19 protein-coding genes and 1 pseudogene are annotated in these 20,405 nt (G+C 34.8%); 1 reads left to right on the top strand and 19 read right to left on the bottom strand.

Annotation, left to right across the window (positions count from 1 at the left end; translation table 11 throughout):
- Positions 1-67: 67 nt before the first annotated feature.
- From THEWI_RS11505 to THEWI_RS14020, 5 genes are all read right to left on the bottom strand, one after another.
- Entirely contained in the window at positions 68-1,732 is a 1,665-nt protein-coding gene (locus THEWI_RS11505; RefSeq protein WP_003870705.1) for a sensor domain-containing diguanylate cyclase, read from the bottom strand.
- A 214-nt stretch (positions 1,733-1,946) separates the two neighbouring features.
- Complete coding sequence (locus THEWI_RS11510) at positions 1,947-4,259, bottom strand: vitamin B12-dependent ribonucleotide reductase (protein WP_014063507.1); 2,313 nt, start codon at positions 4,257-4,259, stop codon at positions 1,947-1,949.
- A 178-nt stretch (positions 4,260-4,437) separates the two neighbouring features.
- A complete protein-coding gene (locus tag THEWI_RS11515; RefSeq protein ID WP_004400942.1) occupies positions 4,438-4,923 on the bottom strand; it encodes a thioredoxin family protein in 486 nt (161 codons plus the stop codon).
- 21 nt (positions 4,924-4,944) lie between these two features.
- Positions 4,945-6,372: an aspartate aminotransferase family protein gene (locus THEWI_RS11520; protein WP_014063508.1), complete on the bottom strand. Its 1,428-nt coding sequence runs from the start codon at positions 6,370-6,372 to the stop codon at positions 4,945-4,947.
- Positions 6,373-6,392: 20 nt separating this feature from the next.
- Positions 6,393-6,620, bottom strand: a complete 228-nt coding sequence (locus THEWI_RS14020) for a DUF896 domain-containing protein (protein WP_003871309.1) — start codon at positions 6,618-6,620, stop codon at positions 6,393-6,395.
- Positions 6,621-6,767: 147 nt separating this feature from the next.
- On the opposite strand from THEWI_RS14020, the gene THEWI_RS11525 reads away from it, so the two are divergent.
- A complete protein-coding gene (locus THEWI_RS11525) occupies positions 6,768-7,406 on the top strand; it encodes a DUF1614 domain-containing protein (RefSeq protein ID WP_003871308.1) in 639 nt (212 codons plus the stop codon).
- A 35-nt stretch (positions 7,407-7,441) separates the two neighbouring features.
- On the opposite strand, the gene THEWI_RS11530 is transcribed toward THEWI_RS11525, so the two are convergent.
- From THEWI_RS11530 to THEWI_RS11595, 14 genes and pseudogenes are all read right to left on the bottom strand, one after another.
- Positions 7,442-9,439: a S9 family peptidase gene (locus tag THEWI_RS11530; RefSeq protein ID WP_014063509.1), complete on the bottom strand. Its 1,998-nt coding sequence runs from the start codon at positions 9,437-9,439 to the stop codon at positions 7,442-7,444.
- Between the two features lie 103 nt (positions 9,440-9,542).
- Positions 9,543-10,234 (bottom strand): annotated as a pseudogene (gene sfsA / locus THEWI_RS11535) (DNA/RNA nuclease SfsA).
- Positions 10,235-10,244: 10 nt separating this feature from the next.
- Positions 10,245-10,613 carry a 6-carboxytetrahydropterin synthase QueD gene (gene queD / locus THEWI_RS11540; protein WP_014063511.1) on the bottom strand — a complete coding sequence of 123 codons (369 nt, stop codon included), beginning with the start codon at positions 10,611-10,613 and terminating at the stop codon, positions 10,245-10,247.
- A 3-nt stretch (positions 10,614-10,616) separates the two neighbouring features.
- Complete coding sequence (gene folK / locus THEWI_RS11545; protein WP_004400952.1) at positions 10,617-11,117, bottom strand: 2-amino-4-hydroxy-6-hydroxymethyldihydropteridine diphosphokinase; 501 nt, start codon at positions 11,115-11,117, stop codon at positions 10,617-10,619.
- Complete coding sequence (folP, locus tag THEWI_RS11550) at positions 11,114-11,926, bottom strand: dihydropteroate synthase (RefSeq protein WP_014063512.1); 813 nt, start codon at positions 11,924-11,926, stop codon at positions 11,114-11,116. The genes folK and folP overlap by 4 nt, the downstream gene beginning before the upstream one ends.
- A 12-nt stretch (positions 11,927-11,938) precedes the next feature.
- Positions 11,939-12,505, bottom strand: a complete 567-nt coding sequence (gene folE / locus THEWI_RS11555) for a GTP cyclohydrolase I FolE (protein WP_003871303.1) — start codon at positions 12,503-12,505, stop codon at positions 11,939-11,941.
- Positions 12,506-12,612: 107 nt separating this feature from the next.
- The gene (gene lysS / locus THEWI_RS11560) at positions 12,613-14,112 is read right to left on the bottom strand and encodes a lysine--tRNA ligase (protein WP_014063513.1); all 1,500 of its coding nucleotides are present in this window, start codon (positions 14,110-14,112) and stop codon (positions 12,613-12,615) included.
- Between the two features lie 19 nt (positions 14,113-14,131).
- Positions 14,132-14,605, bottom strand: a complete 474-nt coding sequence (greA, locus tag THEWI_RS11565) for a transcription elongation factor GreA (RefSeq protein WP_003867815.1) — start codon at positions 14,603-14,605, stop codon at positions 14,132-14,134.
- Between the two features lie 163 nt (positions 14,606-14,768).
- Positions 14,769-15,857, bottom strand: coding sequence for an NAD(P)H-binding protein (locus THEWI_RS11570; protein WP_003871470.1), 1,089 nt, complete (start codon positions 15,855-15,857; stop codon positions 14,769-14,771).
- Positions 15,858-15,870: 13 nt separating this feature from the next.
- Entirely contained in the window at positions 15,871-16,779 is a 909-nt protein-coding gene (locus tag THEWI_RS11575; protein ID WP_003871471.1) for a hypothetical protein, read from the bottom strand.
- 4 nt (positions 16,780-16,783) lie between these two features.
- Positions 16,784-17,308: a helix-turn-helix domain-containing protein gene (locus THEWI_RS11580; protein WP_003871472.1), complete on the bottom strand. Its 525-nt coding sequence runs from the start codon at positions 17,306-17,308 to the stop codon at positions 16,784-16,786.
- Positions 17,309-17,418: 110 nt separating this feature from the next.
- On the bottom strand, positions 17,419-17,646 hold the full coding sequence (locus THEWI_RS11585) for a hypothetical protein (protein WP_003871473.1): 228 nt from the start codon (positions 17,644-17,646) through the stop codon (positions 17,419-17,421).
- 5 nt (positions 17,647-17,651) lie between these two features.
- On the bottom strand, positions 17,652-18,836 hold the full coding sequence (locus THEWI_RS11590; RefSeq protein ID WP_014063514.1) for a Ger(x)C family spore germination protein: 1,185 nt from the start codon (positions 18,834-18,836) through the stop codon (positions 17,652-17,654).
- 1 nt (position 18,837) lies between these two features.
- Positions 18,838-20,373, bottom strand: coding sequence for a spore germination protein (locus THEWI_RS11595; RefSeq protein WP_003870706.1), 1,536 nt, complete (start codon positions 20,371-20,373; stop codon positions 18,838-18,840).
- Positions 20,374-20,405 lie beyond the last annotated feature (32 nt).

Below are 20,405 nucleotides of genomic sequence, written 5' to 3' on the forward strand. Positions count from 1 at the left end.
TTCAAATCAAGAGATAAAACAAAAAAGACCAGGAAAATATTCTCCCAGTCTTTTCTTTAAGCCTTTTTCACACTTCATATATGGCAATTTTGTTTCTTCCTTTACTTTTGCCACCTGCATATAAAGCTCTATCTGCATGGCTTATAAGTTTTTCTGCAGAATCAGCCTTTTCCGGATAATCTGCTACTCCACCCGTTATGGTTACATATATATCTCCTTTATCTGTCCTAATTGGCCTTGATGATACTTCATTTCTTATCCTCTCTGCAATCATATAGGCTTGTTCTGCAGTAAGTTTCGGCAAAATCACTGCAAATTCTTCTCCACCAAATCGCGCTACAATATCATCACTTCTCACATTGTTTTTTATCCGTTTTGCCACTTCCTTAAGTACTTCATCTCCAACTAAATGGCCATAAGTATCATTTATCAGTTTAAAATTATCCAAATCAAACATTATAAGGCTCACAGGCTCACTAGTCTCATCTGCCCTCATAATATTTTCCATTAATGCATCATTAAAATATCTTCTATTATAAGTCTTTGTTAAAGGATCAGTAATAGATTTTTTGGTGACTTCATAATATCGTTTAGCATTGGTTATCGCAACAGAAGCTTGATCTACGATTATCTCTATGATTTTAACAGAATCCTCATCAAACACATTTGTCTCTACATGCAACACCATAAGACATCCAACGACAGATCCCGAAAACCTTAAAGGAGCTACTACTACACTGCCATAGTTATTTAAAAATTGTTCTTTTAAAAATCTTTTATCCTGCTTTAAATCCTTAATTGCTATTGTTTTGTTAGAAGATATACACTTTCCTATTATTCCCTCATCTTTGAAGTAATTTTCTTTAAAGCCTTCCTCTCCCTCTCTATTACCTATCGATTTTACTAAAGCAGCTACCCCATTAGAATCTGTCAAATATATTGCTGCTGCAGATACTGAAACAACTTGAGAAATAACTTCTATAATAGTATCTAATATTTGCTCCAACTCTAACTTCGAATTTATCATTTTAACCATCTCATATATGGCGTTAAGCCTTTTATTTGCCTTAATCAAATCTCTAATCATCCTAAAAGCATATGCTATGAATATAAGTGGAGTTAAAGATAACACAAAAAACAGAAGGCTATGTTTAAAATAAATATATGCAAGAAGTAATGAAACAGGAATCATAACTATATAAGTACCCAACTCTAATAATACACTCTCATTCCAATACTCTTTAAACAAAATCTTCCCCTGTACTTTTAAAGCATAGTACAGTATAAAATTATTCAAAAGGAAACTTATTATGACGTAACTTAAAATATATTTAACTTGCGAAAAAGAAACTATGCCAATTTTTCCACCTATGAATTCATAAAACCATCCTGCCACTAAATATGCAATAGAAAACATTCCTCCATTTAAAAGCCCATTTTTTATCTTTTTTCTTACTACAATAGTATCAAACATAACAGAGGATACCATGAGAGTAGCCGCTCCAACCGTGCCAAAAATCAAAAAAGTAGTTATTCCTATTGTAGGGCTTAAAGATAATTTTATATCTGTATACATTATGCCAAGATTATCCAAAATTATTGCGAAAGCTAATAAAATCAAAAAGACTCTCCAATCAATTCCAATACCACAGCGGTAAAGTGCCCACACAAATAATATACTTCCTATTGTAATTAAGGTTATATTAAAAACCAGTTCCCTGTACTTCCCCATACTAATCCCCTCGTTTTTCCGAATCATATTAGTATTCTACATTTATTTCAAAAATCCTTCTTGGGCTGATAAGGTTTATAAAATTGATCACATTTATTTATCAGAGCCAATTGTACCACAAATCCCCATCATAATATGTCGAATCTTGTACTTCCCTTTAAATATTTATAAAAAACCTTCTGTAGCAATTGCTACAGAAGGTTTTTTATAAATATCAACCGCATTTAGAATAGCCACAGTTTTTACACACCACACATCCGCCTTCATGCTCTATTGGGCTGCCACACTCAGGGCAAAACTTTTCTTCGTCTAATAAGTCAGCTTCACTCAATGCAACTTCTTCTTTAGGGTCATCTTCATCGCCATTATGATTATTTTCATATATAGGTACATCGATAGGTGCAAATTGCTGCTCCTCTTCCACTCGGATTTTCATCACTTTCTCAATAACCTTGCCAATAGCATCAGGGCAAGATAACACTTTTATTTCTTTGTTTGTAGCCATTTGCCTTAAAGTAGAATGACATCTTATACCTTTTAATTGCTCTACAATTGTCTTAGCATCAATGCCTGAGCGCAATGCTATAGATATAAGCCTACTTGTAGCTTCTGACTGTGAAGGGCATCCACCTGCTCTTCCAAGATTTGTAAATACCTCACATATGCCTTGGTCATCATAATTAACTGTTATATAAAGATTTCCACAACCTATTCTCACTTTTTCAGTTATTCCTCTTGTCACAGGAGGTCTTGGCCTTGGTCTTAAAGGTTCATTTTTAGTTTGCTCTTCTATAGGTTTTGTTTCTACTTTTTTCTCTTTTATGCCCAAATTCAATACTTGCGATTCACGACTTCCATCTCTGTATATAGTAACCCCTTTGCAACCAAGTTCATAGGCAAGAAGATAAGTTCTTCTAACATCCTCTACTGTAGCTTCATTTCTAAAGTTCACCGTTTTAGAAACTGCATTGTCAACATGTTTTTGAAAAGCTGCTTGCATTTTAACATGCCACTCAGGGTCAATATCATGAGCTATCACAAAGACTCTTTTAACATCTTCTGGTATACCCTTTATGTCTTTTAGACTTCCCCTTCGAGCAATTTCTCGCATCAGTTCTTCTGAATAAAATCCTCTTTCAATGGCAACCTCTTTAAATACAGGGTTTACTTCCACCAGTTCTGTATTATCCATAACATTTCGCGTCATAGCTATTGCAAACACCGGTTCTATGCCACTAGAAGTACCTGCAATGATAGATATGGTGCCAGTCGGGGCAATAGTAGTAGTTGTAGCGTTTCGAATTTTTATACCCATTTTTTTGTAAATACTCTTATCATAGAAACCAAAGGTACCTCTTTGTTCTGCTAATTTAATCGATGCTTCTTTGGAAGTTTCATCAATAAACTCCATCAATTCTTCGCCTAACTCTACAGCCTCTTCAGAATCATAGGGAATGCCTAATCTCAAAAGCATGTTAGCAAATCCCATTACGCCAAGACCTATTTTTCTTGTCCCTTTTGTCATCTCCTCAATTTGTGGAAGAGGATATTTATTGGCATCTATTACATTATCCAAAAAATGTACTGCATCATAGACCGTTTCTCTAAGTTTGTCATAATCTATTGCGTATCTACCTTCTACCTTTTTTAACATATTTTCAAGATTAATTGAACCTAAGTTACAAGATTCATATGGTAAAAGTGGCTGTTCACCACAGGGATTGGTAGACTCAATCTCTCCAACTTCAGGGGTAGGATTTTTCTCATTTATTCTGTCTAAAAATACAATACCCGGTTCCCCATTTCTCCAAGCCATTTCTACAATCAGGTCAAAGACTTCTCTTGCTCTTAATCTATTTACAACCTTACCCGTATGAGGATCTATTAGATCGTATTCCCTATCTTCCTCAACAGCCTTCATAAATTCTTCTGTAATAGCCACGCTTATATTAAAATTTGTTATTTCATTGTTATCTTTTTTACACTGTATAAACTCCAATATATCAGGGTGGTCAACACGCAGAATGCCCATATTTGCTCCTCTACGAGTACCACCTTGTTTCACCGCTTCTGTCGCTGCATTAAAAACTTTCATAAAACTAACAGGTCCTGATGCAACGCCTCCAGTGGATCTGACTGTAGCTCCCTTGGGTCGTAAGCGAGAAAAGCTAAATCCCGTACCCCCACCACTTTTGTGAATAATTGCCGCGTACTTTACCGCGTCGAAAATCTCTTCCATAGAATCTCCCACAGGAAGAACAAAACAGGCAGAAAGCTGACCTAATGGCCTACCGGCATTCATTAACGTAGGAGAATTAGGTAAAAAATCCAGAGCTACCATCATATCATAAAATCTCTTCTTTACTGCTTCTACATCAGCATTTTTGTCATAGATTAAATCCACTTCAGCGATAGTCTTTGCAACCCTTTCAAACATTTCCTCAACTGTCTCAATAGGCTTGCCATTTTCATCTTTAGCTAAATACCTTCTCTCCAGAACCTTCCTCGCATTCTCAGTAATTTTCACAGGAAATTCCTCCTCTTATGTAAAACCACAATATTTTGTATGTTACTTATTAAATTATACATTTTATTGTGGATTCTGCAACCTCCAAAACTATCCGATTAACTTTATTATCTCCCTTTACTATTAATTTTCGTTTAAAAGCTTAATAAATTAAACGAATTTAAAAAACCCGGCACAATTACCGGGACAAAATATTAACAATTTCCTCAATTATGTTTTTATCATATTTCCCTTTAAGATAATCTCTTTTCCACTCTCCTTCTCCACTTTTTGCAAGTTCTTTTACTATTTCAGGCCTTTCAATCCAATGACCAATTTCTTTAAAATCTTTATTCATAAATACAAAAGTGGGTATTTTAGCTTTACCATCTATATAATAAGGTTTCATGTGCTCTTCGTTACCTTCTCTTTTTAAAATTCTCAGTTTAAAATTTTTATTATAACTTGCGATTTTTGCAACTATAGGCACATTAACTTGAGAATCAGGACACCAACTCTCAGCAAATGCCAAAATATTTATCTCATCTTTAAATTTTATTTTCTCTATCAAGTCTTCATCTAAGACTGTCTTTTCATATCTCTCTTTTATTCTTTTAGCAATGTTCTCCTCCGATTCTTTTACAAATTCCTCAAAAGTTATTCCTTTTTCAAACAATTCTCTCAAAGTTAATTCACCTCTTTCAATTTACTGCCTTTTAAATAACGATCCTAAAACAGTTTTTGCTCCCGAGACAGTAATCCCTAAGAAGCTACTATTTCTTGTGAGAATTTCATCTAAAGCATCTACAACTTTGTCAATTTGTTCTTTTGTCACAATTAAAGGTGGCTCTAATCTTATTACATTTGGGTTATTCAAAGTGTAAGCCGTTATAATTCTGTGTTTATTTTGAAGCTCTCCAGCAATTAAAGAGCCGAGGTATTCACTTGAAAGCTTTGAAATAGCTCCTCCAGAAATTTTGTCAAGAAGTCCACCTTCTGGTTGATTAAACTCTATTCCTATTAAAAGCCCCTTTCCTCTAACATCTTTTATAAGTTTTGGATGTTTTTCTTTTAATTCTTTCAGTCGACCTAAAAAGTATTCACCTTTTTCTTTTGCAGCATCAGGAAGCTTTTTCTCTATAATAGCTTGTATTGAAGCAATCGCAGCTGCACAAGCATAGGTATTACCGCCAAAAGTAGAAGTATGTAAAAGAGCTTTTTCCATAGTCCCATAAGCTTTTTGCCATATCTCCTCTGTGGTTATATAGGCACCGATAGGCATAACTCCTCCACCTAAAGACTTCGCAAGGCACATTATGTCTGGAACTACTCCTTCGTGCTCACATGCAAACATTTTTCCTGTTCTTCCAAACCCAGTTTGCACCTCATCTAAAATCAAATAAGCATCATACTTAGTACAGAGCTCTCTTACCTTTTTCAAATATCCCTCAGGAGGAACGATAACTCCGCCTTCCCCTTGGATAGGCTCTACTATAAAAGCAGCAACATCTCTACCTTTCAAAGCTTCCTCCAAAGCTTTTTCATCTCCAAATGGAATAGGAACTGTCTCCGGCACAAGTGGTTTAAAATACTTTTGATATTTTTCTCGTCCCGTCACTGAAAGGGCACCCATGGATTTGCCGTGAAAAGAGTTTTGGCAGTAAACTATTTTTTGTTTCCCTGAAGCAATTTTAGCAAGTTTTAAAGCTCCTTCTACTGCTTCAGCTCCGCTGTTACAGAAAAAGCTCCTTTTAAGATTCCCTGGTGTCACTTTTGCAAGATTATGAGCAAGAACTCCTGGCAAATTTCCAATAGCCGCTTGCAATATATTAGGCATATATTTTACTTTTTCTACAGCTTCAATGACTTCATCAGGGTTATGCCCCAAATTTAAAGCACCATATCCTCCTAAAAAATCATAATACTCATTTCCTTCATTGTCCCATACTGAAACTCCCTTAGCTCTTACAAAAAGTTTATCAAACTGAAGCATTGAAAGCATAGAGACAAACACTGAATTTATGTATTCTTTGTAATTTTCTCTGACTTGATTTTTGTTCAAAGTAAGTGCCTCTTCTAAAGTGATACATTCTGGAATGTCGTCTTTCACTTTCCCCTTTGTTCCTTCATACATTTTTCATCTCTCCTTTATCTTTAATGTCTGTGGTGGTGATGATGGTGATTATGGTCATGTCCACAATGGTTGCAACTATTTTCAGCATATTTAATACTATCCAACTCTCTTTTAACCCTTTCCCGTATTTCCTTAACATATTCTTGCCTTAACCTCTTCTGCTCTTCCTTCTCTTCTTCAGTCAGTCCTTCTGTTTGTGATTTGTGATAAAGGAAATTTATTCTATCTATCATCTCTTTTGTTATCATTGCTTCACCTCGTCGAATAAATTTTGACAAATATATTATATTCCTTTTTCCCAAAAAACAAAAGAATTTTTATAAAGTAATGGATATGACCATCACTTTTATGATATTATAACAATATAGTAGCAAATATTTAAGGAGGTTTTTGTAATGCCTTTAATTTGGATACTTTCCCTAATATTGTTGTTTCCTTTTTTGATATTTACATTTTTTGTGCAGGCAACAACTTTTTCTTTTGCAAAATTGGGATTATCTCCCCAAATGGCAGTTTTTGTTTTTAGTTTATCTTTAATAGGAAGTGTGATCAACATTCCTATATCTCGAAAAAAAATTATTGTCCATGAAGAAGAGCGGTATTTTTCCCCATTCCTTTTTTACTATCCCCCACGAGTGCAAGAGCAAGTAATTGCAGTAAACGTAGGGGGAGCTGTAGTTCCCGTCATTCTCAGTTTGTACCTTTTGCCGAGGGCACCACTACTCCCAACTATAATAGCTACTATAATAGTTACAATTGTAGCAAAAGCACTAGCTAAACCTGTACAAGGAGTAGGCATTACCCTCCCTGCCTTTATACCGCCTCTTGTGGCAGCTGCCTCTGCAATTTTATTATCTCCCCACAATGCAGCACCTGTTGCATATATCTCGGGAGTTTTAGGCACATTAATTGGAGCAGACCTTTTAAATTTGCCTCACTTTAAAGATTTAACCTCTCATGCCATAAGTATAGGAGGCGCAGGTATATTTGATGGAATCTTTTTAGTAGGTGTAGTAGCCGCTTTATTAGCTTAAAAAACGCCCTACTGTGAAAGTAGGGTGTTTTTATTTTACTTTAAATACTTATTAAACCACTCTGTTATCTCTTTAAGCCTTCTTATTCTGTGTTTAGGCTTGCCACTTCTTGAAAGTTCATGATTTTCACCGTGGAAAAGCACCAGTTTTGATTCCACGCCAAAATATTTAAGAGCGCTAAACATTTGCAGGGCTTCTGCCATCCAACATCTATAGTCTTCATCTGAATGCAAAAACAAAGTAGGAGTTTTTACTCTATCAGCGTATTTTAAAGGCGAATGTTCCCAATGCTTTTCAAAATTATCCCAAGGTGTTCCTCCTATTTGGTCAGGGACAAAATAATAACCTATATCTGTAGTCCCAAATTCTGTTGTCCAATTAGATATACTTCTTTGAGAAACGGCTGCTTTGAATCTATCTGTATGACTTATAATCCAATTTGTCATAAATCCTCCATAAGAGCCCCCTGTCACTCCTACTCTTGAAGGGTCAATGTCTTTGTAATTTTCCAATACATAATCTGTGAATTTCATTATATCCTCATAATCTATTGTACCGTATTTACCTCTTATATCAGCAAACTCATTGCCCCTTCCATCGCTTCCTTTTGGATTGCAGAAAAATACAAAGTATCCTTCTGCCGCCCAGTACTGCATTTCGTGAAAATAAATTTCGCCATATACAGTTTTTGGTCCTCCATGGATATCCAATATAGCAGGATATTTTTTGCCTTCTTCATAGTCTATAGGTCTCATAATCCATCCATCTATAACATGACCAGCTCTTGTCTCTACTTCCACTCTCTCAGGCTTGGAAAGCTTCCTCTCTTTTTGAACCCATTCATTAAAATCTGTTAATTGCTTTTCCTCTCCATTTTTATACTCATAAAGCTCTAAAAGCTTTAAACCTCTAAAACCGATAAAGAGAATATTTTCCCCTTTTACATCAAACATGTCAACAGACCCATCTGATGCTATCACTTTTTCTATTTTCCCATTTACATCTATCCTGTTAAGGTATGCATTATACCTTTCTGTAGATATAAAGTACAGATAATCTCCTTCTACTTTAAAACTATAGCCAGAACCATATCTAGAATCAGATCCAACAGAATTGCCTAAACTCATATCCAAATCAGGAGTTATGCACTTTTTCTCACCTGAATCAATATCTAAAAGGTAAAACTTGCTATTTTCATTGATTCCATATTTCTTCATGTCAGTACCTGTGCAAATTATTTTGTCTCCTAAAAAGTCAGCATATCTATAGGAAAAATCTTCGTCTCTATTAATTTTCTTTACTTCATTAGATGCAACATCATAAATATACACATTGCTTACAAGGTTCATTTTATCTTTATAAGTCCGCCCTATGAATACCGCTTTACTTTTATCACTGTTTAACTTAAACAAAGATACATCTGTGTATTCGTCAGTAATAGGTTGTAACTTATTTTCATTAGCACGATATAAATACAACCTCTCTCTATTCTTATTTATAAAACCTGCTCCATTTACCCAATAGGGAATTTCATCTAAAACTTTGTAATCTTTTTCTTCTTTCCTTTTCTTTAGCTCTTTTTGTTTTTCTTCCTCACTTAACCCTTCCAACTCTTTTTCATTTACGTTATATATTGCTGTCAGTAAAAAAGTGTTTTCATCAATTGGTTCAATATTCATAACCTTCTTAGGAATTACAAAAGCCTCTAATGCCTCTCCTCCATGGATGTTTATTTTATAATACCTAGTAAATTCCTCTCCACTCTCTGCCTTTTCTTTATCTTTAGGATTCCTGCTACCTGAAAAAAGTATGTTCTCATTATCTAGCCACACAAAACCCCTTTCCTCATTAAAAGAAGTTAATTGAAAGTATTTCCTACTTTTTATATCTAAGAGCCATATGTTAGAAAGATATTTGTTTTCTTCTACATCCATTCTATGTGCTACAAAAGCTGCATAATCGCCATTTGGAGAGTATTTCAAACCAGACAAAAATTTAAACCTTGTAAAGTCCTCAAGCTGTAATTTTTCCATTAAAATCGCCCCCATTAAAAATGTTTACAACTTCATTATAACATATATTTGCTAAAAATCTAAAAATAAAAAATTACATCAAGAGACGCTAAAAAAGGCAGGGTCATAACACAACTTCCACCCTGTCTTTTAAAAACACGTAGTTTTCTCCAACATCACAGGTATAGGCATAGGCTTCTACTCCTTTACCTACAGCCTCTCTTAGAAACTTCCCAAACTCCGGGTCTTGCTCGTCATTAGGGGTAAAATATTTTATATCATCCATTTGAATTAAAAAATTACTGCTCCCCTCATACCTTCTTTTTTTACTTTTATAAGCTCTTTTAAATGTTTCCTTCCTCTTTCTGTGGGAGCATCAGGAAATTTTGCAACACCTTCTACTTCCAGAGTTACTCCTTTGACTTCTACATAGCATATCTCTTTTCCTTTTGTAAGTTTTATATCAAATTTACTGTTCCCAAAAGTTTTTTCTTTTTCTACAATGTCATAGCCTTTAAATTCCTCAATAAGCCCCATCTTTATGCTCTCTAAAACTACTTTATTAGGCACTTGTGAATCGATAGATATAAGTCTTTTCCCCTTATAAGCAAAAGCCAACTCGAAGGGTGTTTTTCTGCCTTGCCTATCTCTTACTTCAAGGATAACCTCTGCTCCCGGGACAAATATCTCTTTACACCTTCCCGTATTAGGCACATGTACTAAAGTCTTTTCTCCGCTATTTAACTCTACATAAGCTTCAAATCTATTGATTCTCTTTATGAATTTCCCGTAAACAATTGGATTTGTAATCACCATTTTAAAAACCTCATACAAAATCTTTTTCAGTAATTTCTGCAAAACTTGTAGGGGTTTCCCACAATCTCAATTTATAAAGATGATAGTTATCTCCTTTTAGCACAGGCTCCAATTCTTTCCATATCCACAAAAGAATATTTTCGCAAGTAGTGTTAAATTCTAAAACTTCATTTAAATACTTATGGTCAAGCTTTTTTACAACTTTCTCATTTACTATTTCTTTAAGCTTCACAAAATCTATTACCATTCCTTCTCCGTCAGGCTTCCCCTCAACTGTAACTTCCAGCTTATAGGTATGACCGTGAAGCTCTTCACACTTCCCATTGTAATTTATAAGATTGTGGGCACTGTCAAAAGTAAATATTTTTGTCACTTTCATTTTTTACACCCCATTGTACCAATTCTCTTTATACAGCTTAACTCCTTCTTTATCAGGCAACTCCGCTATTAAATCTTTAATATACACATCTCCTTTTTTTATAAAAGGGTTTATATCCGAAAGAGGAATCAACACAAAAGCTCTCTCCCACATTCTCGGATGAGGAATAGTCAACACTTCATCCTTTAATTCAATATCATCGTACAACAGTATGTCAATATCAATAGTCCTTGGACCCCATCTTATGAGTCTTTCTCGTTTTAATTTTTTTTCAATTTCATTTACAACTTTTAATAAGTCATAAGGCCCAATGTTTGTCTCCACTTCAACTGCAATATTTAAAAACATATCCTGGTTTAAATATCCTACAGGTTTTGTTTCATAAATAGGAGAAAGCTTCTTTAAAATTATGCCTTCCCAGTGTTCTAACTCAAAAACGGCTCTTTTTAAATTTTCTTCCCTATCTCCTAAATTAGAACCTAAAGATAAATACACTTCACTCATTTTCTCACCATCGCATCAGTCATCTTAGCAACTCTTAACATCTGCTTTACATCGTGAACGCGTACAATATCAACCCCTTTTACAATCCCAACAGCAACTGTTGCAGCAGTCCCTTCCAATCTATCCTCTACTTCAAGGTTTAAAACTTTTCCAATCATGGATTTCCTAGAAGTACCTAAAAGCACAGGAAGTCCTAAAACTTTTAATTCTTCTAATCGATTCATGACCTCAAGATTATGATCTAAAGTTTTTCCAAAACCTATCCCTGGATCTACTACCATTTGACTTTTATCAATTCCTGCTTTTTCTCCTATCTCTATGCTTTTTTGTAAAAATTTTATTATATCCTGAACAACATCTTCATATTCTGCTACATTGCTGTTATGCATCATTATTACACCTGCATTGTATTTTGCAACTACTTCCGCCATTTTGGGGTCCCTTTGAAGTCCCCATACATCATTTACTATGTGAGCACCTGCTTCTAAAGCTCGAAGTGCCACATTTGATTTCATAGTATCCACAGATATAATGACATTTGAAATTTTTGAAAGCTTTTCAATGACAGGTATAACTCTTCTCATTTCTTCTTCTTCATCCACTGGAGTATGTCCCGGCCTTGTAGACTCTCCACCTACATCTATTATGTCAGCTCCTTCTTCTATCATTTGAAGAGCTCTTTCTATGCCTTTTTCTAAAGTATTATATTTTCCCCCATCTGAAAAAGAATCAGGAGTCACATTTAAAATTCCCATTATGTAAGTTCTTTTTCCAATCTCCAAGCTTTTATCCCTGCACCTAAATAGCATAATCTACCTCCCTTATCTTTTAGAGTTTATCAAAGACATTACCTCTGCCCTTGATTTTTCATCTGTTCTAAATATTCCTCTCAAAGCAGAAGTAACAGTCTTAGCCCCCGGTTTTTTGATACCTCTCATTGTCATACACAAATGTTCTGCCTCAATGACAACGGCAACACCTAAGGGATTCACTGCTTCCATTATGGTATCTGCAATTTCACTTGTCAACCTCTCTTGAAGCTGTGGTCTTTTTGCTAAAATGTCTACTATACGGGCTAATTTTGAAAGGCCTAAAATTTTACCCTTTCTAGGCAAATAGGCCACATGGGCAACTCCTATAAAAGGCAAGAGATGATGTTCGCACATAGAATAAAGCGGAATATCTTTTACAAGTATTATTTCTTGATGTTCATCCTCCTGAAAAATCTTTATAACATCTTTTACATCCGTATGAAGACCCGCAAAAATTTCCTCATACATCCTTGCAACTCTATCAGGAGTCTCAAGGAGCCCCTCCCTATCCGGATCTTCACCTATGGCTTCAAGTATGTCTCTTACCGCTTTTTTAATCTTTTCTTTATCTATCATATGTGATACCCCTTTATTTAAAAAGTCGACAACTTTATTATATTATTTTTATCTCTAAAAAGCCAGTCCTTACAAAAAAGTTAAAAAGCAGTCTTTCGACTGCTTTTCTAATCATTTCTAGGTTTCATTGTCGGGAATAATATCACATCTCTTATAGAATAAGCATCTGTCATAAACATCACAAGTCTGTCTACCCCTATGCCCAATCCTCCAGTCGGTGGCATACCAACCTCAAGAGCATTTATAAAATCTTCATCCATCATATGGGCTTCTTCGTCACCGGCTTCTCTTTGTTTTAATTGTTCTAAAAACCTTTCTTTTTGGTCTATAGGGTCATTTAATTCTGAAAAGGCATTAGCCACTTCTCTTCCGTAAATAAAGGCTTCAAATCTAGAAGTAAATGCTGGATTGTCGTGTTTTCTCTTAGCTAAAGGAGAAATCTCTACAGGATAATCCATAACAAAAGTTGGCTGTATCAAATGTTGTTCTACCAGCTCATCAAAAACAAGTGCTATTACTTCTCCCTTTTTCATTCCTTCTTTTGTCTCAAGGTTTAATCTCTTCGCTATCTCTACTGCTTCTGCATCTGTCTTAACTTCATTAAAGTCTACACCTACATATTCTTTTATTGCATCCACCATAGTAATTCTCTTCCAAGGAGGTGTCAAATCTATTTCTGTCCCTTGATAAACTATTTTCGTAGTACCGTTAACCTTTTGGGCCACATAGGCAAATAATTGTTCTGTAAGTTCCATCATACCGTAATAATCCGTATAGGCTTCGTAAAGTTCCAACAAAGTAAATTCCGGATTGTGCCTTATATCCATTCCTTCATTTCTAAAAACTCTGCCCATTTCATATACTTTTTCAAGTCCACCCACAATAAGTCTTTTTAAGTGAAGCTCTAAAGCAATTCGCAAGTACATATCAATGTCTAAAGCATTGTGATGAGTAATAAAAGGTCGTGCTGCAGCCCCACCCGCAATAGTATGAAGAATAGGAGTCTCCACTTCTAAAAATCCTCTATTGTCAAGAAATTCTCTTATCGCCTTTATTATTTTCGTCCTCTTTAAAAATACCTCTTTTACTTCGGGATTTATTATTAAATCCGTATATCTCTGTCTATAACGCAAATCAGGGTCTTTTAAACCGTGCCATTTCTCTGGAAGTATTTGAAGAGATTTAGACAAAAGCTTAAAGTCTGTTACGCGAATAGTTATTTCACCAGTTTTAGATTTAAATACCTCGCCTGTAACCCCTATTATATCTCCAATGTCGAGGATTTTAAAAATTTCATAATTCTTCTCTCCTACTGTATCATACTTAATGTAAATCTGTATCCTGCCATCTCTATCTTGAATATCTGCAAAAGAAGCTTTGCCATGGGCTCTTTTGGACATAATTCGTCCTGCAAGAGTCACTACTTTGCCTTCAAAATTCTCGTAATCGTTTTTAATATCAGAGGATACATTAGTCCTTTCAAACCTGTCAATACCGTAAGGTTCTACTCCCATGCTTCTTAAAATATTTAATTTTTCTCTTCTTATTCGCAAAAGTTCATTGAGTTCTTCAGTGTTGTTCCAAATGTTATCATTTGAATTAGACATATTATACCTCCATCACCCTTTATTTGCGTATTTCTAATATTTTTAACTTTATAATTCCAGCAGGAACTTCAACAGAGACAACATCTCCTACTTTTTTCCCCAATAAAGCTTTTCCAATAGGAGATTCGTCAGATATTTTGTTGTTCATAGGATCTGCTTCTGCTGAACCTACAATTGTATACTCTACTTCTTCATTATAGGATTCGTCATACACTTTTACAGTACAGCCAATGCTAACCTGGTCAAGTTTTATGTCTTCTTCGTCAATCACTTTTGCATTTTTAAGCATGGCTTCTAAGGTAGCTATTCTTCCTTCTATAAATGCTTGCTCGTTTTTTGCTTCGTCGTATTCTGAGTTTTCACTTAAATCTCCAAATGCTCTCGCTTGTTTTATCTTTTCTGCTACTTCAGCTCTTTTGACCGTCTTTAAATATTCTAATTCTTCTTCTAATTTTTTGAGTCCTTCATAAGTTAAAATTACAGGCTTGCTCATAGACGATTCTCCTTTTTATAAAAATTGAAAATTGTATTTTATTCATATGTAGCAATAATGAAATTTATGTTAATATTAATACACAAGCACTGCTTCAGCAGTGCTTGTGTAATTTTCCATGTGGATTATTATAAATCAGTTAACAAATAAAGTCAAGTCTAAATTATGCAAATTTCCACTCTTGTAATCTCTTTTTAGCGTTTTTTCTCACAGATTCTATCTTTTCCATTGTAACTTCTCGCTCGAAACTTCTAAATCCCGCCAATTTAAACCCATGCTTTTTAGCAAGTTTTGATATCTCATCCACTTGTTCTACAGTCAAATCTCGCCCTAAAGAATAATTCTCAATTCGTCCTTCCATAGCAAGAATCATTGTCTCTGCCATACAGGCATAACTTGTTTTAGGTGGAAAACCAAAGTTAAAGTGGAAGTCTACATCGCCAGGCACCTCTACTACTCCACCTTCTATGACTAAAACATCATCTCTTTTATCTGCAACTTCCTTTGACACATCTCTCGGTCTTGCTACATCGCATACAACAGCCCCTGGTTTTAGATATTCGGGTTTTATCACCGTATCTACTGCACTTGTAACAGTGATTATTATATCCGCGTCTTCTAAGGCTTCTTTTACATCTGAAGTGATATGGGCAGACATACCCGTTTTTGTTAAAAGATAGTCTCTAAAGTTTTGCAATTTTTCTTTATTTCGTGCTACAAGTGTCATGTATTTAGCATCTCGGGACAAAATTTCTGCACAGACTTTGCCTATTGAGCCTGTCGCTCCTATCACAACGACATGAGAATCTCTTACATCTTTACCCATCATCTCTGCGGCTTTTACTGCTCCTTCTATTGCTGTAGCGACTGTATAACTGTTGCCAGTAGTTACAGCGATGTTTGAATTTTTAGCAATTGTTATCCCTGCATCTCCTACAACAGAGGTCATAGCCCCCAAGCCGACAACTTCTGCACCTAAATTTTCTGCAATTTTTACCGCTTTTATTATTTTATTTAAAACATAGTCCTCAGGCAATTTTAACATTTGTTCAGAGGTCAAAGGAACCGCCACAAACCAACCTTCTGTCTCAGCATATTCGCTTTTAACCCCTGTTATTTCGGAAACTTTCATAGGAGGAAGAAGTCTTGTAAAACCTTCCACAACTCTTTTGGGAAACTTCTCCATTATTTTAAACTTGCGGCTTACATCTTCGTACTCTATAGGATGTATTATAAAACCAAATTTATGCATATTTATTACCTCCCTATTTTTGTAAATATTCTATTCTAGGTTCAAAACCTATTTTATCCAAAAGTTCATCGTAATCTTGTGGCGTCATTTCTTCTTGTTTTTTACCTGCTATTGCCACAAGAACTCCTTCCATCACATTTGTTCCAAAAGACCTGCCATTGATGTTGGGGGTAGTAGTAATTAATAGTTCCACCCCCCTCTCTTTTATCATTTCCACATCTTCCTGTGTAACTGTGTTAGTCACAATTATCTTCCCATCAAGCCTTTCAGGCATGTATTTTTTGATAAAAAGAAAATCCCCTGCAATTATGTCTGCTTCTTTATAAAATCTTTCATATTTTTTACTATCTATTTTCAATTGCTTGTCTCCTGTGGGATAAATCATTTCAAAGGGAAGACGTACCACAATCGGCACAATGATAAAAGAAAGAAAATACACAACCTTTAAGGAATGCAAGGGTATAGGGATATTCAAAGCAAACATCAAATCCCCTATAATAAGTCGTGCACCCTCTTCATAAAAAGCTTGTGCCATGCCAAACCTGTCCATAACACTTGTCATAAGCACTTTTTTCCCTTTTAAATCAACTATTCCTTTTTTCTGTATGTATTTTATTACTTTTCTTTCAAGTGTATTTTTAAGCCCCGAGCCGTCCACAATTGGCGTAATCTTTGCTGCATTTTTTAACGGCAATGCATCTTTTATGATATATCTTTTATTGCCTGCTGAAAGGTATAAATCTATTCCTCCCATTCCAAAAGCGTCAACTTTTCCATCCAACTCTTTAATAAGTTCTATGGCTTTTTTCAAGTCCCCATCAGTTCCTATTCTTTCTATTATAAATTTTTCTCCTAAAATCTCTACCTCTGCTGTTTTATTTCTTGTGGAAGAACCTATGCTTATACTTACAACCCTCTTCATATTTTCACCCTTTCAATGAATTCAATATCTCTTTTACTACTTCAGGGTCAACATATACATCTTCTGTCAAAGGAGAATGTCCAATATTTATAGTTATGATATCTCTGTCAAATATAGCTTCTACCAATTGGCTCCTTTTGTCTGAACCTAAAAATATTATCACGTCGTGAGATTGAATTTTAGCAATCAAGTCCATTACCATGTTAAAAAGCTCCACACCACTCATGTTTTCAGCCAAGCTCAATCTCTCTTTCTCAGACAAAAGAAGTGTAAAATTAACTCCCCACTCTCTTAAAAGCTCTTCCAATTCCTCTTTATTTTTTATAGGAAAACCTACTACAGCAATATTTCCTCCTTTTCTAACCTCACCTAAACTTTCTAGTCTCGAGACAAAACTTCTGTCAACTTTAAAGCGAGAGGCAACCTCTTGCTGTGAAAGACCATTTTGTCTCATTTCAATTATTTTATCTATTATGCCGTGCAATTTCTCTAAATTTATAGTCTTATCACCAATTTTAATAAATTTCATTTGCACAACCTCCAGTGTGCACATTTTGTGCTCACATTAATTACAATTTTAATACTTTTTTAAAAAAATTTCAATACTAAAAAGAAAAATAATCCAGAAACTTTTCTGGACTATTGGCCCCAAAACTTCTCAATAGGTTTTAATAAATGATTAATTATTCTATTAGTGGAAGTAATTTGAACATTTAAAAGGTAAAGAAGATTAAATACATATCCTGCAATTAAAAAGACAAAAAACACAACAACCTCCTTGACCTTTTTTTCTCTTACAAGTCTTGGCACCTCAATAAAAGAAAAAAGGACAAATAAAAGAGTAAGCATAATCACTTTAAAAATCATTTATCTCACCTCGGATGTATAGGCTTAGAAGACAGTCCTGACCTTTTTATAACTGATTTTACTGCTACGTTAAATTTCACATCAGGGTAAATTTTATCCCAATCTTTTTTAACTTCTTTCCATAATGCAGGATTTCTTTTGTGCAAAATGTCTACAAACCCTACTACATCAGCATTGTACTTCTTTTGAAGTATAAAAAGGGCATGTTCTATGGCAGTTTTTATTTTTTTGCTTACCATGGTTTGCAATTTCTCCAGGTTTTCTGGCTCAGTTAACTCATATTTTGTTTCTTGCTCATTTAAATAAGCTTCTACATTTACTTTTATGTCGAAAGAAATATCACCATCTTTTATTTTAGGAGAAATTTGTGTGCGCGCTTTAGTAACTACAAGAGAGATATGGGCCTTTTCTCCTTTTAGACCTTTATCTAAAGTCAAGGTACTTCTTTTTAATTTATTCATAAGTGTAGCAACTGCTTTTGTATCTTGTTCTTCTAAAAAGCCAATTAATTTGTCATTGTCAAACACTGCAGAGCCAGACAGTCTAATCCCTGTGGCTTTTCCATCTTTTTTTACAATCACGAGTCTTCCTGTAATAGGCGCTTTTTTAGGAATTTCCAATGTTTCAATAAATTCATTTAAATCAGAAACATAAGAAGAAGCCGTATTTGCCTGATTTGATATAAGCCCCATAACTTCTTTATAAGGATATCTTTCCAGTTCATTAGAGCTGGGAAGATTAAAAAGTTCTTGTATGCTTCCCCCTGTTACAACTAATATATAGGCAGTCCTCCTAAACTCAGGATTTCTCGTCATAAAGTCTAAAGTTTGATATATCCCTGAGCGCGCAAATTTTTCATCTAAAAATATTATTTCGTTATATTGCATAAAAAGGCTCCTTGGCAACTCATCATTTAAATTAGCAAAAGCTTTCGCAAAATCTACACCACTGGCTTGGAAGACAGCATAAGGTTTGCCAGCTGCACTTCCTCCTCCAGTCCCACCGGTACCGCCTCCACCTGCTGTAAGAAGGCCCGGTTTTAAAATTTCTACAATGAGATATATCATGTCGTCTTTTCCTCTTTCAATACCTAATCCCTGGACAAATGCTAATTGATTTATTTCTCTCTTGTCCCAGCAACCCGTCAGTAAAATGGCAATTGTCAAAATTAATATTATAAATCTTTTCATATTATCCTCTTGTATCCTCCTGCCTTACAATATTTTTTCTCTGTATAGTTCGAGGTCTTAATATCTTTGCCCACCATGGTATCCTTATAAGCACATCAGACAACTCTTGAGTCTTACTTGGTGCCATAGGTGCAAGATATGGCACTCCAAAAGATTCTAGTGATGCCATATGAGCTAGTATCATCATAACCACCATTATTATCCCAAAAAACCCTAAAGTCCCAGCCGCAATCATTATGATAAATCTTAAAAGCCTAAAAGTTATGGCTATATTAAAAGCCGGAATTGCAAAGGAAGCTATTCCCGTCAATGCCACCACAATAACCATTGCAGGCGATACAAGTCCTGCTTGCACAGCTGCTTGTCCTATTACAAGACCTCCAACAATGCTCACAGCCTGACCTACTTGCATAGGAAGCCTAATTCCTGCTTCTCTAAGTATTTCAAAAGTGACTTCCATGAATAAAGCCTCTAAAAGAGCAGGAAAAGGTACTCCCTCCCGCTGTGCAGCTACAGAAATAGCCAGTTGCGTAGGTATCATTTCTTGATGAAAAGTAGTCTCTGCAATGTATATTGAAGGAAATAACAAAGCCGTCAGCATAGCTATAATCCTCAAAACTCTAAGAGCTGAAGATAAAAAATATCTCTCATAATAATCTTCCCCTGCTTGAAAAAATTGTACAAAAATTGCAGGAACTGTAAGCACAAAAGGTGAACCATCTACCAATATTGCTACTTTCCCTTCTAAAATTTCTGCACTTACTCTATCCGGCTTTTCAGAATGAGCTATTTGGGGAAAAGGAGAAAAAGGATTATCTTCTATAAATTCTTCTAAATAGCCACTGTCAATTACTCCATCAATTTGAACTTTTTTTAATCTTTTTTTCACTTCTTGAACTACTTTATCCTCTGCAATACTCTTTATATAAGCAATAGAAACATCAGTTTTAGAATATTTACCTATTTTCATATTTTCAATTACAAAATCAGGGTGTTTTATTCTCCTTCTAAGCATAGAAGTATTTATTCTTAAAGTTTCTACAAAAGCCTCTTTAGGACCTCTTACATAGGATTCTGTAGTAGACTCAGCTATATTTCTTCCTTCCCATCCCTTTGTAGAAATGATTAATGCTTTTTCCACTCCATCAATTAAAAGTATTGTCTCTCCAGAAAGTAAGTCGTCTATTATATCTCCAATTTTATCTTTTACATTTACTTCTGAAGTTGTTATAAAATATTCATTTATATAATTAAAGAGTTGGTCATTAGTGTATATGATTTTATTCAACTTTCTTGTCTCTATCATTATTGGCTCTAAAATATTTCGAGTAATTAACAACTTATCTACCATTCCATCTACATATACTAAAAAAGCTTTAACTTTTTTATCTCCTATGCTAATTTGCCTAAAAACCATGTCATTATTCCCTTTTAAAAGCACTTGAAATATATATATATTTTCTTCTAATTCTTTGCTAAGAGTCATGTATTGATAATTTTCTTTTACATACTGTGGATCAGGCAATTTATGGGGCATTTTATACACCTCCAAATATTATTATTTCAAGT

This window comes from Thermoanaerobacter wiegelii Rt8.B1, assembly GCF_000147695.2.
Lineage (GTDB): Bacteria > Bacillota > Thermoanaerobacteria > Thermoanaerobacterales > Thermoanaerobacteraceae > Thermoanaerobacter > Thermoanaerobacter ethanolicus.